The following is a 20,394-nucleotide window of genomic DNA, read 5'->3' on the forward strand; positions in this document are numbered from 1 at the left end:
CACAATCCGGTGCCAGATGAGGTCCGAAGACAGTGAGTACTGATTCCCGGCCGGCCGCCAAGCCTGCCCGCCTGCCCCGTGAGGAGCGCCGGCGCCAGCTGCTCCAGGCAGCGCACGAAGTTTTTGTCGCCAATGGCTACCACGGCGCCGCCATGGACGAGATCGCGGAGACGGCCCGGGTCAGCAAGCCCGTGCTGTACCAGCATTTTCCGGGCAAGCGGGAGCTCTACTTGGCACTGCTGGACCATCATCTGGAATCGCTCACGGCCATGTTGATGGCTGCCCTGAACTCCACTAGCGACAATAAGCTGCGCGTCCATGCCACCATGGACGCCTACTACCGCTTCATTTCCCAGGAGAGCCAGGCACACCGGCTGGTGTTCGAATCGGACCTGAACAATGATCCCGACGTCAGCAAGCGCCTGGAGGACTTCAACGCCCAGCTGGCCAGCGCCATAGCCGCCGTCATCGCCGATGACACGAAGCTTTCGGAAGTGGAGGCAACGCTGCTGGGGCGGGCGCTGGCTGGCATGGCACAGATCAGCGCCCGTTATTGGCTCCAGGCCGATGACGAGCTTGAGCGTGATACCGCCGTGGATTTGATCTACCGTTTAGCTTGGCGCGGAATTTCACGGTTCCCCAAGGAATCCTAAGATAGATTTCGAACCAGACATCGTTCGCACACCAGGAGGCATCAGTAGTGGAAATCAAGATTGGTATTCAGAACGTCGGCCGCGAGATCGTCGTCGAGTCCGACGAGTCCGCGGATGAAGTTGCCGAAATGGTTTCCCGTGCCATGAACGGCGGCGCCGAGCTGCGCCTGAAGGACAGCAAGGGCAATCTGGTCATCGTCCCGACCAATGTCCTCGGCTATGTGGAAATCGGCGCCGAGGAGCCGCGTAAGGTCGGCTTCGGGGCCCTCTAACCCCTAACAGCACCGTGGTCCAGTTCGTACTGATCATTCTGGTGGCAGCCGCCGTGGGCATGAGCGCGTGGGGCATAGACAACAAGCGCCACGCCTACGGCGTCCTGCTGCTGCCGGCATCGGCCATCCTGGCCGCCACCATCTTGTGGCTCATCCTGATGTTCGCAGACCTTGGCTCTCAGCCCGGCGCGGAGCATCTGAGTTGGCTGCTGCCCATGGTGCTGGCCGTTCCCGTGGCCTGGCTGACGGCGCTCCTGGTCGGACGACGTCGCGTCGCCGCGGACGTGGAGCGCCTGACCGAAGCCTTGCGCTGACCCGCCGGAGGGTACCTGGCCGTCAGGCCGGGTACTTGTCCGGTTGGGCCGTGGCTCCCAGCCGGATGGCAAGCTCACTTAACGAAGTGGCTGCAGCGACGTCGCGGGTTGTTACCGCGGACCCTGCATCATGTGACGTCAGCCGGATGAAGACCTTGTTGTAGCGCCAGTCGAGGTCCGGATGGTGATTGGCCTCCTCGGCCAGCTCTCCCGCCCCGGCAATGAAATCGAGCGCAGCCCGCCCGTTCTCGAGCTTGAAGACGGTGACCAGCGCGCCTTCGCTGTGGCGCCAATCCGGCAGCGTCCTGAGCTGTTCATCGATCTGCTTGCTGTCCAGCTTGTCCTCGGCGCCCATTGCTCCTCCTGTGGCTAGAGATCAGGGCGGCCTGCAAACGATGATGAAGCCAAAGCGTGCTCCCGTTTGGGGATCCGGCCGCCTGTTGCCGCCAGCCTACCGGCCATGACCGCATGTTTGAAGGCTTCGGCCATCCGGACCGGATGCTGGGCCCTGGTCACTGCCGTGGCCAGCAGGACGGCGTCGCAGCCCAGCTCCATGGCCAGCGCCGCGTCCGACGCCGTGCCAATGCCGGCGTCCAGCACTACCGGAATCCCGGCGCGCGAGACAATCAACTCGATGTTGTGCGGATTGAGGATCCCCAGTCCGGTACCGATCGGAGCACCCAGCGGCATGACGGCGGCAGCACCCAGCAGCTCGAGCCGGCGGGCCAGCACCGGGTCGTCATTGGTGTACGCGAAGACCTTGAACCCGCGGTTGACCAGTGCCTCGGTTGCTTCCACGAGTTCCACCGCGTCGGGCAGCAGTGTCTCTTCGTCCGCGATGACTTCGAGTTTCACCCAGTTCGTTTCCAGGGCTTCACGCCCCAGCTCGGCGGTCATTACCGCCTCCCGCGCCGTGTAGCAGCCTGCCGTGTTCGGCAGTACCCGGATACCATTGCGTTCCAGCAGGTCGAAGACCGAGGTGCCAGTGCCGGCGGCGTAGCGGCGCATCGCTACCGTCGTGAGTTCCGTTCCGGAAGCCAGCAGGGCCTCGCCCAAACCATCCAGGCTCGGCGCGCCGCCCGTGCCCATGATCAGGCGCGATCCGAGCCTGACTCCGTCGATCATCAGTTCATCCATTATTCAGCCTCCCTGTACTGCGGTCACGAGTTCCACGCCGTCGCCGTCGGCGAGCACGGTCCGGGCCCAACTGCCGCGCGGCGCCACCTCAGAGTTCAGCGCTACAGCCACACCGAGCCGTCCGCCGTCGGCCGGCCGCCCGTCCTCCGTCAATTCGCGGCCGGTGGTCCCGGCCACCAGTTCGAGCAGTGTCGGCGCGGTCGGCAAGGTGTGCGGACTGCCGTTGACGGTGATCTTCATACGTGACTCTCCTTGGTCATATTGCTGAACCTGTCGGGATTGAATTGCAGTAGCTCGGCGGAGATTTGCACCCCGTCGATGAGATCGGCGCAGATCCTGGCCGCAACCGGCGTCAGCAGCACTCCGTGGCGGAAGAATCCGGTAGCAACTACCAGCCCCGGAAGCTCCTCCGCCCCTGCCGCCACCCGCCCAAGCAACGGCGCGTTATCCGGTGTTCCCGGCCGGGCGCGGCAGGTCATCTGTTCGAGCGCGAGTTCCGCAACTGCCGGCACCAGCGTCTGGGCGTCACGGAGCAACTGGTACACCCCGCCCGCCGACACGTCCGCGGAGCCGTCCTCACGCTGGGTGGCTCCGATTACCACCGTGCCGTCCCCGCGCGGGACAAGATAAACAGGGTGCCCGCGTACGATGCCCCGGATTGTGGAGGTGAGGAACGGCTGCAGGCCTGCCGGCACGCGCAGCCGCAGAATGTCCCCGTACACCGGACGCAGCGGCAGCCGCAGCCCTTCGGGCAGGCCGGAGAGTGCGGCGGCCGCAAGCCCGTTCGCCACCACCGTTTCGTCTGCCTCGATGGCCTCGCCGCCTGCCAGCTGCACGCCAGCAACGCTGCCGTCAGCATCCGTGAGGAGTCCGGCCGCCTTTTCACTAACGACGGCGGCGCCTGAGTTCCGCAGCATCTTCAGTAACGCTGCGGCAAGGGCCCGTGGATCCACCTGGTGGTCTCCCGGTGCGTAGAAGGCGCCGGTCAGAGCCGGGCCCAGGCTGGGTTCGAGCCGGCGGGCCTCGCGGCTGGTGATCTCATGAACCTCGAGCCCTTCGGCCAGCTGTGCCTGTTTCAGGTCTGCGAGCGCGGCGCGGTCCGCGGCGTCGAAAGCGGCCACCAAGGTCCCGGTTTCCTGGTAGCCGGTCTCCCCCAGCCCTGCAATGAACCCGGGGTAAAGCCGGGCGGACTCACGGGTCAGCGCGAGCAACCGCTCTTCCTGGTAGTGCAATTCGCTGACCGGGGCCAGCATGCCGGCGGCGGCGTAGGTGGCGCCCGCGCCGGGAGCGGGATCGATGACGGTGACACGGTGGCCGCGGCGGGTGGCTTCTGCGGCGATACCCAGTCCCACTATGCCCGCACCGATGACGGCAATATGTTTGGACAACTTTGAGCTTCCTTCCCTACGCCGGCATGACCCGGATCAGGTTCGACGGTCGGTGCCAGGCACCCTCTCAGCCTGTCGGCCGCCGGCAATTGCCGCACGTGCCGCGTATCAGGCTCCCGCAGTGTTTTCTCCAGTGTAGCCATAGTCGCGGCTTCGCCGTCGTCACATGCTGCCGCAAGCCGGCGTCCCGCCACCGCGGAGTTCCTTGCGCGGTTTGCCTTATGGTTGCAGGTATGGATTTTTCCTCTGCCCAGCTTTACCTTTGCACCGACGCGCGCCGCGACCGTGGGGACTTCGAGCAGTTCCTCGATGCTGCCTACTCCGGCGGCGTGGACATCATCCAGTTGCGGGACAAGACCCTCGACGCCGCCGAGGAGCTGGAGCTGCTCGGCGTGCTCGCCGACGTTGCCGCCCGGCATGCGAAGCCGTGGTCCGTCAATGACAGGGCGGATCTGGCTGCGGTGGCCGGGGCGCCGGTCTTCCACGTCGGCCAGCAGGACCTGCCGCCGGCCGCGGCGCGCTCTTTGCTCGGGCCCGCTGCCGCCATCGGCCGCTCCACGCACACTCCGGAACAGGCAGCAGCCGCCCTGGCCGATGACACCCTGGACTATTTCTGCACCGGTCCGCTCTGGGCCACTCCGACCAAGCCGGGCCGGGCCGCCGTCGGTCTTCAGCTGGTGGAATTTACTGCCGCCCAGCAGGGGCAGACGGGTTCCGGCAAGCCGTGGTTTGCGATCGGCGGCATCGATCTGGACAACATCGACCGGGTGACGGAGGCCGGGGCCAAACGCGTGGTCGTCGTCCGTGCCGTCACCGATGCCGATGATCCCGCGGAGGCCGCCCGGGCGCTGAAGTCCGCGCTGCCGCCGCTGTAGCCGCTGGTTCCACCCGCCGGGCTGCCTGAACGCTTAGGCGGTCAGGCCCAAGGCATTCATCCGGCGGGAATGGTTCCGGGTGAGTTCCGCAAAGAGTTCCGCCGTAACGGTCTGCTGGGCGGCCGGGTCATCCAGCCCCAGCAGGGCGCCCAGGAAGGCGCGCTCGATCCCGATGCGCTGCGCCTGCGTCAACGCCTCGCCGACCAGCCGCCGGCCCCACAGGGCAAGCCTCGAGGCCAGCCGCTCGTCATGTTCCAGCGCCCTGCGCAGCCGGGTGGTGAGCAAGGTCAGCTGGTCTTCGTTTTCTTTGATCCTGGACACCAGCGCGCGTGTATCGGGATCCAGCCGGTCGGCGATCGCCCGGTAGAAATCTCCCGAGACGGCGTCGGTAACATAGGCCTTCATCAACGATTCGTACCAGTCTCCGGGCCGCGTCCGCTCATGGAACGCGTCGATCGAAGCTTGGAAGGGCGCCATGGCAACTTGCACGTCGACGCCGAGGCGGGCCAGCTCGGCGCTGACAAGTTCAAAGTGCCCGAATTCGACAACGGCTAGGCGTCCGAGATCAGCGCGGTCTTTCAAAGTCGGTGAGAACCGGGCGTCCGAGGAGAACCGCTCGAAGGCGGACAGCTCGCCGTAGGCCATGACGCCGTAAAGATCAACGACATGCTGCAGCTGTTCCGCTCCTGTCCCATTGCTGGTGGCCGGACGATCAGCGGGGAAGGATCCTTCGGAACTCATGAGCACTACCCTAACGCCCCACCTGCGGCGCTGTGGCGATAGGCTGAGCCTGTGCCGTATTCACACGTTGACGCCAGAGTTAATGAATCGCAGCATCTGCTCGCCCGTGTGCTGAAGGAACTGCGCACCGAGCTGGAACTTCCTGCGGCGTTCAGCCCTTCGGTCATCGCGGAGGCCGAGAAGGCCGTGGCGCAACTGCCCATGCCTGCCGCGGATCTGACCGCCCTGGACTTTGTCACCATCGATCCACCGAGCTCCACCGACCTGGACCAGGCGATGTACATCGAGCGCGACGGCGGGGGCTACCGGCTCTGGTATGCCATCGCCGATGTTCCCGCTTTTGTTGCTCCCGGCGGTGAACTTGACGCTGAGACGCGACGGCGCGGCCAGACCATCTACGCTCCTGACGGACGCATTCCGCTTCACCCGCCGGTAATCAGCGAAGACGCCGGCAGCCTCCTCCCGGACCAGGACCGCAGCGCCTTCGTGTGGGAATTCGAGCTCGACGCCGCCGCGGTCGTCAGTACGGTCTCGTTGCGCCGGGCCAGAATACGCAGCCGCGCCAAGCTGAACTACGAACAGGTCCAGCAGGACATCGATTCCGGCGAAGCGCCGGTCTATCTGCAGCTGCTCAAAGAAGTAGGGCGGAAGCGCATCGAGCTGGAGCGGCAGCGCGGCGGCGCCAGCCTGAACCTGCCGGACGAGGAAATAGCCCATGACGGCCGCCATTACTTCATCGTGGCGAGGCCCGCACGGCCGGTCGAGGACTGGAACGCCCAGATTTCGCTGATGACCGGCATGGCGGCAGCGGAAATCATGCTCGAGGGCAAGGTAGGGATCCTGCGCACCATGCCCGCTCCGGACGAGGAGTCGGAGGCCCGCTTCCGCCGCCAGACCAAGGCGCTGGGCCACCCCTGGCCGGAGGGAATTGCCTACGGCGAATATCTGCGCGGCCTCAACACCGCGGATCCGAAACAGCTGGCATTGATGAACGCCGCCGGGTCGCTGTTCCGCGGTGCCGGCTACACACCGTTCGATGGCGAGGTGCCGCAGGAACAGACCCAGGCGGCGATCGCCGCGCCATACGCCCACACCACCGCACCGCTGCGCCGGCTGGTGGACCGTTTCGTGCTGGTCATCTGCGAGGCGTTGTGCGCCAAGACCGAGGTGCCCGGCTGGGCCCGGCAGGCCTTGCCCGAACTCCCCCAGCTGATGGCTGCCTCGGACCAGCTGTCCGGACGGTTGGAACGTGCGGCACTGGACGCGGTGGAAGCGGCACTGCTCAGCCACCGGGTGGGCGAGGAATTCGACGCCGTGGTGATCTCGGCCCGCAATTCCAGCAATCACTCGAACCATAATTCCAATGGCAATGGCCGTCAGGACGCCGTCCCGCACGGCACTATCCAGATCAGTGATCCCGCTGTCAGCGCGCGTTGCGACGGGGAACTGCAGGCCGGCACCGCCATCAGGGCCCGTCTGGTCGAGGCGGATATCGTGAAGCGCACTGTACGGTTCGAGCTGATCAGCCCGGCCTGAGCGGTCCGCCTCATCCGCCCCACGGAGCCAACCCGGGAGACGATTTGGTGCCAGCCGGTAGACTGGTCATTGTAGAACTGGATGCCCGGTCGTTGATTGTTAGTAAATTTCATCAACAGATCCGCACCTACGCGATCTTTAACCCGCCGGCATGGCCACGATGGCTTGCACCGGCACGCAGTTGTTAGCCCGCGATCGGCTTCCACTGGCTGCGTCACGCAACCGGACAGTTCCGCACGGCCGTCAGATGACCGTGTCGTTGAGCACCGGGGCCCAGGCGCCTTATTTGAATGGTATTTAATTGAACACTGAGAATTCCCTCGTGGACCAGAACAACCTGCTCCATGCGGAAAACAGCCTTGAAGAGATTGAAGTAGAGGCAAGCCTCGCTTCCGATGAACGTCCGCACGAGATTCCGCAGCAGACCTTCGCCGATTTCAACGTCCGCGCCGACATTGTGCGCTCGCTCTTCGACGCCGGCATCACGCACCCTTTCCCCATCCAGTCCATGACCCTGCCCGTGGCGCTCGACGGCCATGACATCATCGGCCAAGCCAAGACCGGTACCGGCAAGACTCTGGGCTTCGGAATTCCCGCGCTGCAGCGCGTTGTCGGTCCCGAAGACGACGGTTATGACAAACTGCCCGTCCCCGGTGCCCCGCAGGCCCTCGTCATCGTTCCGACCCGCGAGCTTGCCGTACAGGTGGCCAAGGACCTCACCACCGCTTCGCGCTACCGCAATGCGCGCATCGCCACCATCTATGGCGGCCGGGCCTATGAGCCGCAGACTGAGATGCTGGCCAAGGGCGTCGAAGTGGTTGTGGGAACTCCGGGACGTCTGATCGACCTGCACCGGCAGCGGCACCTGAACCTGAAGAACGTGCGCATCGTGGTCCTCGACGAGGCGGATGAAATGCTGGATCTGGGCTTCCTGCCCGATGTGGAAACGCTGATCGCCGCCACCCCTGCCATCCGGCAGACCATGCTCTTCTCTGCAACCATGCCCGGCCCCGTTGTCGCCATGGCGCGTCGCTACATGACGCAACCGACGCACATCCGCGCGGCGGACCCGGACGACGAGGGCATCACCAAGAAGGACATCCGCCAGGTCATCTACCGTGCGCACAACCTGGACAAGACCGAGGTTGTCTCGCGGATCCTGCAGTCCCGCGGCCGCGGCCGGACCATCATTTTCACAAAGACCAAACGCACCGCTGCCAAGGTCTCCGAAGAGCTGATTGACCGTGGGTTCGCCGCCGGCGCCATCCACGGCGACCTGGGCCAGGGCGCCCGTGAACAGGCCCTGCGTGCCTTCCGCAGCGACAAGGTAGACGTGCTCGTCGCCACCGACGTCGCTGCCCGCGGTATCGACGTCGACGACGTCACCCACGTGATCAACTACCAGTGCCCGGAAGACGAGAAGACCTACCTGCACCGTGTGGGCCGTACCGGCCGTGCCGGCAACAAGGGCACCGCGGTCACCTTCGTGGACTGGGACGATGTCCCCCGCTGGGGCCTGATCAACAAGGCTCTGGGCCTGGACCAGCCGGAGCCGGTGGAAACCTACTCCTCATCACCGCACCTGTACACGGATCTGGATATTCCCGAGGGCACCAAGGGCCGTCTGCCCCGCAACCAGCGCAAGCTCGCCGGCATCGACGCCGAGGAGCTGGAAGACCTGGGCGAAACCGGCAAGAAGCACGGCGGGCGTGATTCCGGCCGTCAGGGCGGACGTGGTTCCGAACGCGGTGGCGCCCGTAGCCGCGGCCGCAGCGAAGACCGTTCCGAAGGTGGATCCCGCGCCACAGAGCCGTCGGACGGAAGCCGCCGGCGCCGCCGTCGTTCTTCCGGAACCGAAGAAGCTGCTGGCCGTACGGCCACCGAGCGTCCGGCCCAGGCCGAGAACACCACCAAGACCGAGGGCGAGAGCGTTCGTCCGCGCCGCAGCCGCAGCCGTACCCGGCGGCGCAACGGCGAAGTGGTCAACGCGCCGGATACCTCCGGCGCCGGCAACGCCGAATAACCGGCAGCACCGGACGAGAAAAGGCTACCTCTTCAGTTATGACGGAGACTGTCTGCGGGCATGGGCCCGGTTCTTTGTGGTCGCCGGACGGCAGTAACCTGGTGGTGCACGCGGACAACGCGGAGTTCCTGCCGACGCTGCCGGACGGCGCCTTCACGCTTATCTACGTCGACCCGCCGTTTAACACCGGCCGGTCCCAGCGGCGGCAGCAGCTGTCCATGGTCCGCAGCGCCGACGGCGAGGGCGACCGGGTGGGCTTCCAGGGCCGCTCCTACCAGACCATCAAGGGCATGCTCTCCAGCTACGATGATGCCTTCGACGACTACTGGTCCTTCCTCGAGCCCCGGCTGGCCGAGGCCTGGCGGCTGCTCGCCGACAACGGCACGCTGTATCTGCACCTGGACTACCGCGAGGTGCACTACGCCAAGGTGCTGCTGGATGCCCTGTTCGGCCGCGAGTCCTTCCTGAACGAAATCATCTGGGCCTACGATTACGGCGGCCGGGCGAAGAACCGCTGGCCGGCGAAACACGACAACATCCTGGTCTATGTGAAGAACCCCCGCACGTACCACTTCGACAATGCCGAGGTGGACCGCGAGCCTTATATGGCTCCGGGCCTGGTCACTGCGGAAAAGGCTGCCCGAGGCAAACTTCCCACCGACGTCTGGTGGCATACCATCGTCTCCCCCACTGGCAAGGAAAAGACCGGCTACCCCACGCAGAAGCCCGAGGGGCTGCTCCGGCGTGTTGTCGCCGCCAGCAGCCGCAAGGACGACTGGGTACTGGACTTCTTTGCCGGTTCGGGCACCCTGGGCGCCGTGGCGGGGCAGTTGGGACGGCGCTTTGTCTGCGTGGACCAGAACCCGCAGGCCATCGAGGTTATGGACAAGCGTCTCTCACCCCTGGCTTCTGTGGTTCGCTTCGGAACGACACCTGCACCTGTGCCATAGGGCCTGAACATCCGCTAAGCCCCTGCTGGAGGCATAACAAAGGCGGCCGAACAGTTGGTGAAACTGTCCGGCCGCCTTTGTTGTCAGCGGGTGGCTAAATGATCGAGCGGCCCTCTCTACGGGCCTCGACCCAGTCGCGGAAGAAGCCCTTGCAGATCATGAACAGGGTTCCGCCGACGATCACCGGCCACATCAGTACATAAACGGTCAAAAGGATGGTATCCATTGGTGTCTCCTTTACTTTCCTGCGCCGCTGGCAGCGGCGCCGGTAGCAGTAGCGTCGAGCTGCGGCTCGGTCTCGGCATCCGTGTCGTAATCGCCGATGCGCTGCTTGATCAGCGCGAAGTCGAAGTCCTGCTTGCTGCGCACCGACATGGCGTAGCAGATCACGGTACTGATCGCGTAGGCCACCAGCGAACCGGTCAGGACCGTGTAATCATGCAGGAAACCTATGACGAAAGGCGCCGCAGCCAGCGCGCCGATAGCGCCGATGATCCTGGCCGCCTTGAGTCCGAAGAACCCGAAGGACATCAGGCCCAGCACAACGCCAATACCCACCACGGAGACCACGTCGAAGACGATGCCGGTGGCGCCGTCCATCGGGAACCATTCGAAACGGACCGGGATAAAGACGGCCAGTGCCGCCAGTACCGAAACGGTGAACGCCTTGTTGGTGACCTTGTTCCAGTAGAAGCTGGCGATCACCGGGAAGACCAGCGCGCCCCAGAGTGCACCAACGAAGACCAGCAGGTCGAGGATGTTCATCTGCCCGCTGGCGAAATACAACGCAGCGGCGGTAGCAACGATCATCGAGATGCGGCCGACCATCAGCATGGTCTTCGGGTTGGCCTTGCCCTTGGCAATGTTCTGTCCGTAGACGTCCGCCATCATGATCGAGGACAGGGCGGCCAGATCAGAGTCGGCCGTCGAAGACAGAGCACCGATGATCATGATCAGGAAGACACCCAGCAGGATCGGCCCCAGGAAGGTGGAGGCCATCTGCGGAATCAGGTTGTTGGTGTCGCCGCCGGACGGTGAAATGCCGAGGTACAGCGCCATGACGCCGAGCATGCCGATACCGATGATGGTGGCACCGTAGCCGATCGTCGCGGTGACGAAGGTCTTCTTGATCAGATCCTCACGCACGGCAAAGAGCCGCTGGGCGATGGTCTGGTTGCCGATGGCGTAGGCCAGCACGGCGGCAATGTACGGCGCGCCCTGGTTAAGGAAGGCATCCGAAGAGAAGAAGTTGGACTGCTGCGGCGTCAGATTCGCGGCACCCTGGGCGAACATGTCGGGGCCGCCGGCGGAGAAAAAGACCACCGGGATAATAACGACGACGGCGCCGAGCATGGCGACGACCTGGGCAAAGTCCGTCATGACGGAAGCCCGGAAGCCGGACCACAGCGTGTAGAGCAGTACACCGGCGGCAATCACGATGATGCCCTGGGAGAAGCTGAAGGGCGACAGCAGCGCAATCAGCGCGCCGCCGGCAATGAAGTTCGAGGTGAGGCTGATGAGGCTCCCGACGACGTTCGAACCGGCCAGCATGAGCTGGCTGGAACGACCGTGTCGGGCATGCATAACCTCAGCGAGTGTGTGGGCTTTCGGCGCTACCTTGCGGATGCGCTTGCCGAAGGGGTAGATGAACAGAATCATCAGTGCGCCCCAAAGACCGTAGTGGATCGGCCCCGAAATGCCGTAGGTGTAGCCCGACGTTGCCGAGGCGTACATGGAGGACGCCCAGATCCAGGTCGCCGTCATGCTGGCCGCGGAAATTCCGAAGCCGACTTTGTTGCCTGCGGTCATGTAACCGTCGGCATTTTCCTTCTTTTTCCCGATGAGTGTGGACATCAGGAGTGTGCCGCCGTAAAACAGCACCAACAGCAGGATTACTGTCCAGCCGCTCAGTTGATAGAACTCCGCCTCAGGCGTCATTCGTTTCCTCTCCTCATGACAGGCTCACCGGGCACCTGCCAGATTCAACGCGCGCCGGCCGTCAAGGCTCTATTTCCACGTTTCGTCCGGCGGTTCCTCGTCAAAAGGCCGCGGACATTCTGAATCCGGTGATGGATTCGAGGCGCGCACTCCCGTCCGGCACGATGCCGGACCCAAAACAAGCTGCATTCGCTGCAGCACACAAAAATGCGGCCGGAATCCCTCCGCGCCGCAAGGCAGTGGCTGTTCTTCAGCCGACTACGGGATTAATAATGCTTCCTGCTTGTGCGTTTTCCGGCTCAAAGACATCGGAAGATTGCTACAAGCAAGCATCGTGCTTTCAATACTTTAGCATCATTGTGCCTGATAGCCGCCTTTTGTGTCCCGCTGCGGGAGGTAGGCAGCACTTCCCGTGCCCAGTTCGAGGATCCTTTCGAGCACCTTGACAGAGGTCGTATTCTCCCCCAGCCGGTTGGGTTTCCCCGCCCCGTGGTAGTCGCTGGATCCGGTGACCAGGAGCCCGTTTTCGGCGGCCAGCCGACGGAGCCAGGCCTTGCCTTCCTCCGGATTATCCCGGTGGTCGACCTCCACGCCGTCGAGCCCGGCATCGATCATTTCGCGGAAGACTTCTTCCCCGACAACCCTGCCGCGGCTGGAGGCCACGGGATGGGCGAAGACGGCCACGCCGCCCGCCTGCTTAATCAGTTCGACGGCGCGCGCGGGTTCCGGCGCGTAATGCGTGATGTAATACCGCGATCGGGCCGTCAAAATATGGGCGAACGCCTCGCTGCGGTCGGAAACGATGCCGGCCGCCACCAGGGCATCAGCGATGTGCGGGCGCCCCACCGTCGCGCCGTGGGCGGTATGGGCATTAACGTCCGCCCATGTGATCGGATAGTCCTCTGCCAGCAGTTCGACCATCCGTTCGGCCCTGGTCAGCCGTGCGTCCCGGGCCTTGCCGATTTCCGCCAGCAGCCCTGGGTGGTCCGGGTCGTGCAGGTAGGCCAGGACGTGCACGCTGATCCCCTGCACGGAGTGGCAGGTCACTTCCATGCCGGGCACCAGCCCGACGCCGCACTCACGCGCGGCCGCGAAAGCGGGCTGCCAGCCCGCTGTCGAGTCGTGGTCGGTCAGCGCGACAACGTCCAGGCCTGCGGCGGCAGCCGAACGTACGACGTCGGCGGGCGGTTGCGTGCCGTCCGAGACTGTGGAGTGTGCGTGCAGATCGATTCTCACGCCACCAATCTACCGCGCACCGGCACCGGAATGCTGTGCTGTGCTGGAACGTTTGGCAGGTCTTGGCGCCGGTGAGACGATGGTTCGGTGAGTACAGACGTCAATAACAGCGCCCCGCTGCAGGCTTCCGAAGGGCAGCCGCTCGAAGAGCGCGGAAACAACCGATCGCAGCGCCCGGAATCCGATGCTTTTAAGGACTTCATGGGCAGCAAGTGGGCCCCAAGTACCGCCCAGGCCCCCGCCAAAGCCGAGGTGGCAGTGCACGCCGCGCGCCGCCGTCGTGCCATCTCGGAGAAGTTCCAAGGCGAGCGGCTGGTCATCCCCGCCGGTCCGCTCAAGGTCCGCTCCAATGACACGGACTACCGGTTCCGCCCGCATTCCGGCTTCGCTCATCTGACCGGTCTCGGACTGGACCATGAGCCCGAAGCCGTCCTGGTTCTGGAACCGACGGCAGAAAGCGCAGGCGACGACGGCGGCCACCACCATGCCACGCTCTATTTCCGCCCGCTGTCGGGCCGGGATACGCCGGAGTTCTACGCCAACGCACGCTACGGCGAATTTTGGATCGGCCCGCGGCCCACCCTGCCTGAACTCAACCAGCTGCTGGACCTGGATACCGCGGACCTGAGCGAGCTCGAGGTAGCCATCACCAAGGACGCCGGCGTGGTCGGGGTCGGCGGCATGCGTATCCGGCTGCTGCGCGAAGTGGACATGAACGTGGACGCGCTCGTCGACACCTCGCGCATCAACACCGGGGTGGATCTGGAGGAGTCCGACAAGCTTGACGCCTTGCTGGCCGAAGCGCTGTCCGAGCTGCGCCTGCTCAAGGACGAGTGGGAAATTGCGGAAATCAAAAAGGCAGTAGCCGCCACCATTAACGGCTTCCATGAAGTGGTCAAGGTCCTGCCGCGCGCGATCACCCATGACCGGGGCGAGCGCGTGGTCGAGGGGGCGTTCTTCGCCCGCGCCCGTGAAGAGGGCAATGATCTCGGCTACGACACGATTGCCGCAGCGGGCAACAATGCAACGATCCTGCACTGGATCCGCAACAACGGCCGGGTCAACGCCGGCGATCTGCTGCTGCTCGATGCCGGGGTAGAAGCCGATTCCCTGTACACCGCGGACGTCACCCGTACCCTTCCGGTCAACGGCAGCTTCAGCGAGATCCAGCGCAAGATCTACCAGGCCGTGCTGGACGCGGCGGACGCCGGATTCGCCGCCGCCCAGCCGGGCGCGAAGTTCCGCGATGTGCACACGGCTGCCGTGACGGTACTGGCCGAGCGGCTGGACGAGTGGGGTGTGCTGCCCGTTTCGTTGGACGAGGCGCTGTCGGAGCACGGCCAGCATCACCGGCGCTGGATGCCGCACGGAACCAGCCACCACCTGGGTCTGGACGTCCATGACTGCGCGCAGGCCAAGCGCGAGCTCTACCTGGACGGCATCCTTACGGAAGGCATGGTTTTCACCATCGAACCGGGCCTCTACTTCAAGAACGAAGACCTAGCGGTGCCGGAGGAATACCGCGGCATCGGCATCCGGATCGAGGATGACATCCTGATGACCGCCGACGGCCCTGTCAACCTCAGCGCAGCGCTGCCGCGAAAGCCGGACGAGGTCGAGTCCTGGATGGCCGGCATTTACAGCCCCACCGGGGAATAGCCGGCCCGGGCCTGGGCAGCCGCTGCCCGGCTCCGCGCCGCGGGACCAGACGGCAGAAACAGTTAGGGGACGGATCCGCGATGGATCCGTCCCCTACTGTATGTTTTCTTCGGAGACCGGCGGCCTTACTGGCGCGACTGCTCCGCGGGGCCCTCTGGGTTCTGGTCCTGTTTCGGCCCTTCCGGGTTGCCGGCAGGCTCGCCGCGGTCATCCGGCTGGCCCTGCTCGTGCTCCGGCGTGATCCGGACACCGTATTGGGGACGGCCGTCCGGCAGATCCGGGAAACGTCCCCGCACCGGCATTCCCGTTGTCTCGGCGCCGTTTTCCTCGGCGGCACCTGCCGACGGCTGGCTGTTCGGCTGCGGCGGGATGCCCGGCTGGCCGGACTGGTTCTGGCCGGGCTGCTGGTACGGATCGCCCCACTGCGCCGGACGGTCCGGCATCGGCGGCTGCTGCTGGGGTTGCTGCCCATGGCCCGGCCCTTGTGCACCAGGGTGGAAAGCATGACCGGGCATCGGCAGCTGCGACGCCAGCCGGCGCGCCTCATGCGCCACCTCGGTGGCAACAACGACGTCGTAGCTGGTAGCAACCGTCTGCTGGGTCGAGGTGAAGTCCCGCTTGCCTCGGGTAAACGCGTAGCTGACCACGCCGAACAGGATCCAGAATGCGGCGCCCATCGCCATCGAAGACAGCACCAGCATGTAGCTTCCGCCACCGCCGAACAGCATCAGCAGGAGCCCGACGAACAGACCGAACCATGCACCCGTTGCCGCCCCGGAGAGCGCAACCTTCGGATAACTCAGCCGTCCGGTGACGCGTTCCACGGACTTGAGGTCATTGCCTACAATCGTCACGTGCTGGACGGGGAACTCCTGGTCCGCCAGATAGTCCACCACTTTCTGCGCGTCCAGGTAAGTCCGGTAGTTGCCGAGCAGCTCGCCTTGGGGAAGCCCTGGCTTCAGGTCACGTGATTCGGTACGGCCAAGCATTGACATACCCTCATTGTCTCCCACTTTGTCCCGGCAGTGTGCCCGGTATCGCTTCAGGTGAACGTCTGTGCCCTGTGGCGCGCCCCGGTGCGGCTTCGACGGCATATACCACGTAGCCTAATGGGGTGAGCACAAATCCAACCAGAGTCTTCGTTGCACGCCTGCTCGGCCTGGACGTTTTCGATCCTTTGGGCGACCGTCTGGGTCGGCTGCGTGATGCCGTAGCGCTTGACCGCGGCGGGGCCAAACCGCCCCAGGTCGTGGGCATTGTCGTCGAGGTCCCCGGCAAGAAACGCGTCTTTGTGCCTATGACCAGGATTACCTCGATCAACGCCAGCCAGATCATCTGTACGGGATTGGTCAACCTGCGCCGGTTCGAACAGCGCGGCGCCGAAATGCTGATGGTCGCGGAGATGTTTGACCGCCGGGTCATTTTGGCGGACGGCAGCGGCGACGCCACCATCGAAGACATCGCGATGGAAAAGTCCAGGAACGGCGACTGGTACGTCTCCCAACTGTTTGTCCGGCGCGGCCACTCCAATTCCCCGCTGCGCAGCCTGCGCCGCAATGAGACGCTCATCATTGACTGGAACGAGGCCCAGCAGGGCGCCCGGAACGAGCCGCAGGCCGCGACGGCGTTCGTGGCCAGCCACGAGGACCTCAAAGCAGCGGACTTTGCCGAGGCCCTGCATGAGATGACGGGCAAACGCCGGATCGAGGTAGCCAGCGAGCTGCAGGACCAGCGGCTCGCAGCGGTGTTGCAGGAGCTTCCGGATGACGACCAGGTCCAGATCCTGTCCTCGCTGGACATTGAACGCGCCGCCGATGTCCTGGAAGAAATGGACCCCGACGACGCTGCGGACCTGTTGGCGGAACTGCCCGAAGAGCAGAAAGAAGAACTGCTCCAGCGCATGGAGCCCGAGGAAGCCAAAGATGTCCGACGGCTCATGGAGTATGAGGAGAACACCGCCGGCTCCATCATGACCCCGGTTCCGGTCATCCTGCCTCCGGAAGCCACAGTGGCCCAGGCCCTGGCCCACGTGCGCCGCGAGGAACTGACGCCCGCATTGGCGTCGGCCATTTTTGTCTGTCGGCCGCCGCTGGAAACACCCACAGGTCGCTATCTCGGCGTCGTGCATATCCAGCAGCTGCTGCGCTATCCACCGCCGGAGGCCTTGGGCAACATTGTGGATACGGACCTTGACCCGGTGTCGGATCAGGCGGACGTCAGCGAGGTGGCGCGGATGCTGGCCACCTACAACCTGAACTCGCTCGCGGTGGTGAATGAGGACGACAGGCTTGTTGGTGCGGTTACGGTGGATGATGTGCTCGACCATCTGCTGCCAGATGACTGGAGGGCGCAGGATGATGATGTATCGCTGAGCCGGAAGGTGGGCCGAAATGGCTGAGAAGAAGAATACCGCCGGTGCGCTGGACATCCCCCGTGAAGCGCGCGCCCGTCTGCTCCCGAGGTTGCGGCCCAACCCGGATGCCTTCGGCAGCGCCACCGAGAACTTCGCGCGGTTCATGGGGACACCGCAGTTCCTGGTCTGGATGTCGGTCTTCTGCCTGATCTGGCTCGGCTGGAATACGTGGGGGCCGCCGTCGCTGCGCTTCGACAGTGCGGCGCTCGGTTTCACCGCGCTGACGCTGATGCTTTCCTTGCAGGCGTCCTACGCGGCACCGTTGCTGCTGCTGGCGCAGAACCGCCAGGACGACCGGGACAAGGTCTCGCTCCAGCAGGACCGCCAGCGGGCCGAGCGGAACCTCTCCGATACGGAGTACCTGACGCGTGAGCTGGCCGCGCTGCGCATCGCGCTGCAGGAAGTGGCCACCCGCGACTTCGTCCGCAGCGAACTTCGAAGCGTCCTCGAGGAACTCCTCGAGTCCGACGACGGCGAAGAGCGTCCCGTCCGCAGGGGCAAGAAGAAGGTCTCGGACGCGACTGCCGCCTTGCCCAGAATTTCCGCGCGTCCCCAGAAACAACCCGAAAGCTAGGCCGTGACACCGCATCATCCCCTACCCGACCGGCAGTCCGTCCAGCGGGCCCTGGAAAAAGTCATCGACCCCGAACTGCGCCGGCCGATCACCGAACTGGGCATGTTGAAGGGTTTTTCCATTGACGACGGCGGCGCTGTCACCGTGGAAGTGCTGCTCACCATCGCCGGATGCCCCCTTCGCGACACGATTACCGGCGATGTTGAGAAGTCTCTGGCAGCCTTACCCGGAATCAGCGCGGTTTCGGTGGTGCTGGATGTGATGACCCAGGAACAGCGGACCGCTTTGAAGGAACGGCTCAAGGGCCCCGGCGCGGAGCGCGGCATTCCCTTCAACGACCCGTCCTCGCTGACCAGGGTCTACGCCGTGGCCAGCGGCAAGGGCGGCGTAGGTAAATCCAGCGTCACCGTGAATCTTGCGTGTGCCATGGCTGCCCAGGGGTTGCGCGTGGGGATCATCGATGCGGACGTTTACGGTTTCTCCATCCCCGGCTTGATGGGCATCACCGGTGCCCCCACGCGTGTGGACGAAATGATCCTGCCGCCGGTGGCCTACGGCGTCAAAACCATTTCCATCGGCATGTTTGTTTCGGGAAACCAGCCGGTGGCGTGGCGCGGACCGATGCTCCACCGCGCACTGGAGCAGTTCCTGACCGACGTCTATTTCGGCGACCTTGACGCGTTGTTCCTGGACCTGCCGCCGGGAACCGGGGACATCGCCATTTCCGTGTCGCAGCTGCTGCCCGAGTCCCGGATACTCGTGGTCACAACGCCGCAGAGCGCTGCGGCCGATGTCGCCGAACGCGCCGGGTCCATCGCGGTTCAAACCGGCCAGCAGATCGCGGGCGTCATCGAGAACATGTCCTGGCTTGAACTGGAGGACGGCAGCCGGGTGGAGGTATTCGGTGCCGGCGGCGGGCAGGTGGTGGCCGAGCGCCTGAGCAGCACCCTGGACAAAGACATCAAACTGCTGGGCAGTGTCCCCTTGGATCCGCGGCTTCGCGAAGGCGGCGACCGCGGCGAACCCATCGTCCTGGCGGGCGGCCCGGCAGGGTCTTCACCGGCGGCCAAGGCTTTGCGGAGTATCGCGGCGGAGCTGGCAACCCGTCCACGCGGCCTCGCCGGCCGCCCATTGGGGGTCAGCCCTGCTTAGGTGGCCTCGACGTCGAAAGGTGCAGCCTGGCCCGGCTCGAGCCGCTCGATCCGTCTGGCCCCGGGGCCTGCTCCGGGACCCGCTGCGGCCGTCGAAGTTCCGGCAGTTTTCGTCGCCAGAGCGGCTCCGGCGGCACCAGCGGCTCCGGCCGCCAAGGCAGGAGTTGACTTCGTTGTGCTGCGCTGCGGGCCAAAATCGTCGTCTTCATCGTCGTCAAGCAGAGCTTCCTTGATGATGCGGCGCGGGTCATACTGACGTGGATCGAGCTTTCGCCAGTCCATATCAGCAATTTCGTCGCCTACTTCTTCGCGGAGCTGGTCCTTGGCCCCTGCCGCCATCCTGCGCAGCTGCTTGACCAGCCGGCCCAGCTGGGCGGCGTATTCGGGCAAACGCTCAGGACCGAGCACAATCACGGCAATTACCGCGAGAATGATCAGTTCCGATCCGTTAATTCCGAGCACGTTTGAAGATTACCTGTTCCGGCCCTGTAACAGCCAACTTTGGTCACAGCTCATCGCTCGCCCGCAGGCTCGATCAGCTTGCCCAGGCCCCGGATAATCCGGCTGACCGGATCGTCGGCGGGTTCTTCTTCCGGAAGCATCAGCCGCGACTTCTCAGTCACGATGATCTGGTTGACAGTCTCCGGCAGGGCCGAGAGCGGGATATCGGCCCATACCGTGTAGGTCACGTTCTGCGAGTCCAGCACAACGGTCCAGTCATTGGCCGAGTGCACCCACATCTCCCGGTCCATGCCGTCCACCGGATGGAACCCGTCGGCTGCCACCGTGTTTCCGGTCACGGCATTCACTGCGGCCTCGGCGCGCGTGGCATCAGGCGCCTCGTTCCTGATCCGCTCCGTGCCGCGACGTTGTTCTGTAACGACAACGGTCCCGGTCTCTTCATTCACGAGCTCTATCCGGACGGCCGGTGTACCGGAAATTTCGATTTTTCGTGCGGAGACGAACTCATAACCCATGCCGACAAGCTGCGGGCAGTTCCACCCGTCGCCACGGAGTTCGGCAAGGCCTTCGCGGTCCACTTCTTGGACGCTGCCGGCGAGACTGGACTGCAGTTCCTGTGTTCCCTGCCAGTCCGCGCCGGAGGAACCGGCGCCGCTGGCAACGGAACTGGAGTTTTCACCGCCGAGCACATAGGCCGTCCCCGCAGTCAGGGCCGCGAAGCCGGTCAAGACACTGCACACTGTCAGCGCAGTGCGGTGCCGCGGAGACCCTGCTGATTCACTCTCCGTGTACGGGGTTGCGGCCCCGGGCGAGGCCGGCGCAGCATCGGGCGTACCCGCGGAGACGGTTATGAAGGCGTGGGAACTGCGGCTAAGGATTCTACTGGCCAGGTCGGGGCCGGGCGGCGGCACGTCCAGGGCACGCAGGCGCTCCTGAATGGCGCGCTGTTCCGCAACAGACTCACGGCATCGCGCGCAGCGTTGCAGGTGGCGTTCAAAACCCGGCCGGCGCTCGTCAGCAAGTTCGCCGTCCAGATACTCCGCCAAATCACGTTCGGGGTGGCGCATGGTGG

Annotated in this window: 22 protein-coding genes and 1 riboswitch; of the genes, 11 read left to right on the plus strand and 11 right to left on the minus strand. The window is 64.8% G+C overall.

Annotated elements, in window-relative coordinates:
• Nucleotides 1–32: 32 nt before the first annotated feature.
• From AC20117_RS00540 to AC20117_RS00550, 3 genes are read left to right on the plus strand one after another with little or no spacing between them, the layout of a single operon-like run.
• Nucleotides 33–653 (plus strand): TetR/AcrR family transcriptional regulator, encoded by a 621-nt coding sequence (locus tag AC20117_RS00540; protein ID WP_074701507.1) that lies wholly within the window; start codon nt 33–35, stop codon nt 651–653.
• 47 nt (nt 654–700) lie between these two features.
• On the plus strand, nt 701–925 hold the full coding sequence (locus AC20117_RS00545) for a DUF3107 domain-containing protein (protein ID WP_074701505.1): 225 nt from the start codon (nt 701–703) through the stop codon (nt 923–925).
• A 14-nt stretch (nt 926–939) separates the two neighbouring features.
• Nucleotides 940–1,239: a hypothetical protein gene (locus tag AC20117_RS00550; protein ID WP_074701504.1), complete on the plus strand. Its 300-nt coding sequence runs from the start codon at nt 940–942 to the stop codon at nt 1,237–1,239.
• A 22-nt stretch (nt 1,240–1,261) separates the two neighbouring features.
• Here AC20117_RS00550 and AC20117_RS00555 read toward each other — a convergent pair whose 3' ends face one another.
• The 4 genes from AC20117_RS00555 to thiO all read right to left on the minus strand — a co-directional run bounded on the left by AC20117_RS00555 (nt 1,262) and on the right by thiO (nt 3,764).
• A complete protein-coding gene (locus AC20117_RS00555; RefSeq protein ID WP_074701502.1) occupies nt 1,262–1,594 on the minus strand; it encodes a 4a-hydroxytetrahydrobiopterin dehydratase in 333 nt (110 codons plus the stop codon).
• Between the two features lie 14 nt (nt 1,595–1,608).
• Complete coding sequence (locus AC20117_RS00560) at nt 1,609–2,376, minus strand: thiazole synthase (RefSeq protein ID WP_074701500.1); 768 nt, start codon at nt 2,374–2,376, stop codon at nt 1,609–1,611.
• Between the two features lie 3 nt (nt 2,377–2,379).
• Nucleotides 2,380–2,616, minus strand: coding sequence for a sulfur carrier protein ThiS (thiS, locus tag AC20117_RS00565; protein ID WP_074701499.1), 237 nt, complete (start codon nt 2,614–2,616; stop codon nt 2,380–2,382).
• Nucleotides 2,613–3,764 (minus strand): glycine oxidase ThiO, encoded by a 1,152-nt coding sequence (thiO, locus tag AC20117_RS00570; RefSeq protein WP_074701497.1) that lies wholly within the window; start codon nt 3,762–3,764, stop codon nt 2,613–2,615. Before thiO ends, thiS begins: the two co-directional genes overlap by 4 nt.
• A riboswitch (TPP riboswitch) is annotated at nt 3,761–3,894 on the minus strand. Its footprint overlaps the gene before it by 4 nt.
• A gap of 103 nt (nt 3,895–3,997) precedes the next feature.
• Here thiO and thiE point away from each other — a divergent pair.
• Entirely contained in the window at nt 3,998–4,639 is a 642-nt protein-coding gene (gene thiE, locus AC20117_RS00575; RefSeq protein WP_074701495.1) for a thiamine phosphate synthase, read from the plus strand.
• Between the two features lie 33 nt (nt 4,640–4,672).
• On the opposite strand, the gene AC20117_RS00580 is transcribed toward thiE, so the two are convergent.
• Nucleotides 4,673–5,380, minus strand: a complete 708-nt coding sequence (locus AC20117_RS00580) for a ferritin-like fold-containing protein (protein ID WP_083339798.1) — start codon at nt 5,378–5,380, stop codon at nt 4,673–4,675.
• A gap of 51 nt (nt 5,381–5,431) precedes the next feature.
• On the opposite strand from AC20117_RS00580, the gene AC20117_RS00585 reads away from it, so the two are divergent.
• The 3 genes from AC20117_RS00585 to AC20117_RS00595 all read left to right on the plus strand — a co-directional run bounded on the left by AC20117_RS00585 (nt 5,432) and on the right by AC20117_RS00595 (nt 9,889).
• Nucleotides 5,432–6,916, plus strand: coding sequence for an RNB domain-containing ribonuclease (locus AC20117_RS00585; protein ID WP_074701494.1), 1,485 nt, complete (start codon nt 5,432–5,434; stop codon nt 6,914–6,916).
• Nucleotides 6,917–7,217: 301 nt separating this feature from the next.
• Nucleotides 7,218–8,939, plus strand: coding sequence for a DEAD/DEAH box helicase (locus AC20117_RS00590; RefSeq protein WP_236777406.1), 1,722 nt, complete (start codon nt 7,218–7,220; stop codon nt 8,937–8,939).
• Between the two features lie 38 nt (nt 8,940–8,977).
• A complete protein-coding gene (locus AC20117_RS00595; protein WP_074701492.1) occupies nt 8,978–9,889 on the plus strand; it encodes a DNA-methyltransferase in 912 nt (303 codons plus the stop codon).
• Nucleotides 9,890–9,983: 94 nt separating this feature from the next.
• On the opposite strand, the gene AC20117_RS23665 is transcribed toward AC20117_RS00595, so the two are convergent.
• From AC20117_RS23665 to AC20117_RS00605, 3 genes are all read right to left on the minus strand, one after another.
• A complete protein-coding gene (locus AC20117_RS23665) occupies nt 9,984–10,115 on the minus strand; it encodes a putative transporter small subunit (protein ID WP_211482312.1) in 132 nt (43 codons plus the stop codon).
• An 11-nt stretch (nt 10,116–10,126) separates the two neighbouring features.
• On the minus strand, nt 10,127–11,827 hold the full coding sequence (locus tag AC20117_RS00600) for a sodium:solute symporter family protein (RefSeq protein ID WP_074701491.1): 1,701 nt from the start codon (nt 11,825–11,827) through the stop codon (nt 10,127–10,129).
• Nucleotides 11,828–12,181: 354 nt separating this feature from the next.
• Nucleotides 12,182–13,063 carry a PHP domain-containing protein gene (locus AC20117_RS00605; protein WP_074701489.1) on the minus strand — a complete coding sequence of 294 codons (882 nt, stop codon included), beginning with the start codon at nt 13,061–13,063 and terminating at the stop codon, nt 12,182–12,184.
• Between the two features lie 201 nt (nt 13,064–13,264).
• On the opposite strand from AC20117_RS00605, the gene AC20117_RS00610 reads away from it, so the two are divergent.
• Entirely contained in the window at nt 13,265–14,722 is a 1,458-nt protein-coding gene (locus AC20117_RS00610; protein ID WP_418202249.1) for an aminopeptidase P family protein, read from the plus strand.
• A 125-nt stretch (nt 14,723–14,847) separates the two neighbouring features.
• On the opposite strand, the gene AC20117_RS00615 is transcribed toward AC20117_RS00610, so the two are convergent.
• On the minus strand, nt 14,848–15,717 hold the full coding sequence (locus AC20117_RS00615; RefSeq protein ID WP_074701487.1) for a YflT domain-containing protein: 870 nt from the start codon (nt 15,715–15,717) through the stop codon (nt 14,848–14,850).
• 119 nt (nt 15,718–15,836) lie between these two features.
• On the opposite strand from AC20117_RS00615, the gene AC20117_RS00620 reads away from it, so the two are divergent.
• Genes AC20117_RS00620 through AC20117_RS00630 form a run of 3 tightly spaced genes read left to right on the plus strand, consistent with a single transcriptional unit; the run spans nt 15,837 to nt 18,861 of the window.
• Nucleotides 15,837–17,120, plus strand: coding sequence for a magnesium transporter MgtE N-terminal domain-containing protein (locus AC20117_RS00620; protein WP_074701486.1), 1,284 nt, complete (start codon nt 15,837–15,839; stop codon nt 17,118–17,120).
• Nucleotides 17,113–17,709, plus strand: coding sequence for a DUF1003 domain-containing protein (locus tag AC20117_RS00625; RefSeq protein ID WP_074701484.1), 597 nt, complete (start codon nt 17,113–17,115; stop codon nt 17,707–17,709). Before AC20117_RS00620 ends, AC20117_RS00625 begins: the two co-directional genes overlap by 8 nt.
• A gap of 3 nt (nt 17,710–17,712) precedes the next feature.
• Nucleotides 17,713–18,861, plus strand: coding sequence for an Mrp/NBP35 family ATP-binding protein (locus tag AC20117_RS00630; protein ID WP_074701483.1), 1,149 nt, complete (start codon nt 17,713–17,715; stop codon nt 18,859–18,861).
• Here AC20117_RS00630 and AC20117_RS00635 read toward each other — a convergent pair.
• Nucleotides 18,858–19,322 (minus strand): twin-arginine translocase TatA/TatE family subunit, encoded by a 465-nt coding sequence (locus AC20117_RS00635; protein WP_074701481.1) that lies wholly within the window; start codon nt 19,320–19,322, stop codon nt 18,858–18,860. The genes AC20117_RS00630 and AC20117_RS00635 overlap by 4 nt on opposite strands.
• Before the next feature lie 50 nt (nt 19,323–19,372).
• Nucleotides 19,373–20,389 (minus strand): zf-HC2 domain-containing protein, encoded by a 1,017-nt coding sequence (locus AC20117_RS00640; protein WP_074701479.1) that lies wholly within the window; start codon nt 20,387–20,389, stop codon nt 19,373–19,375.
• Between the last annotated feature and the right edge of the window lie 5 nt (nt 20,390–20,394).

The organism is Arthrobacter crystallopoietes (assembly GCF_002849715.1).
Lineage (GTDB): Bacteria > Actinomycetota > Actinomycetes > Actinomycetales > Micrococcaceae > Crystallibacter > Crystallibacter crystallopoietes.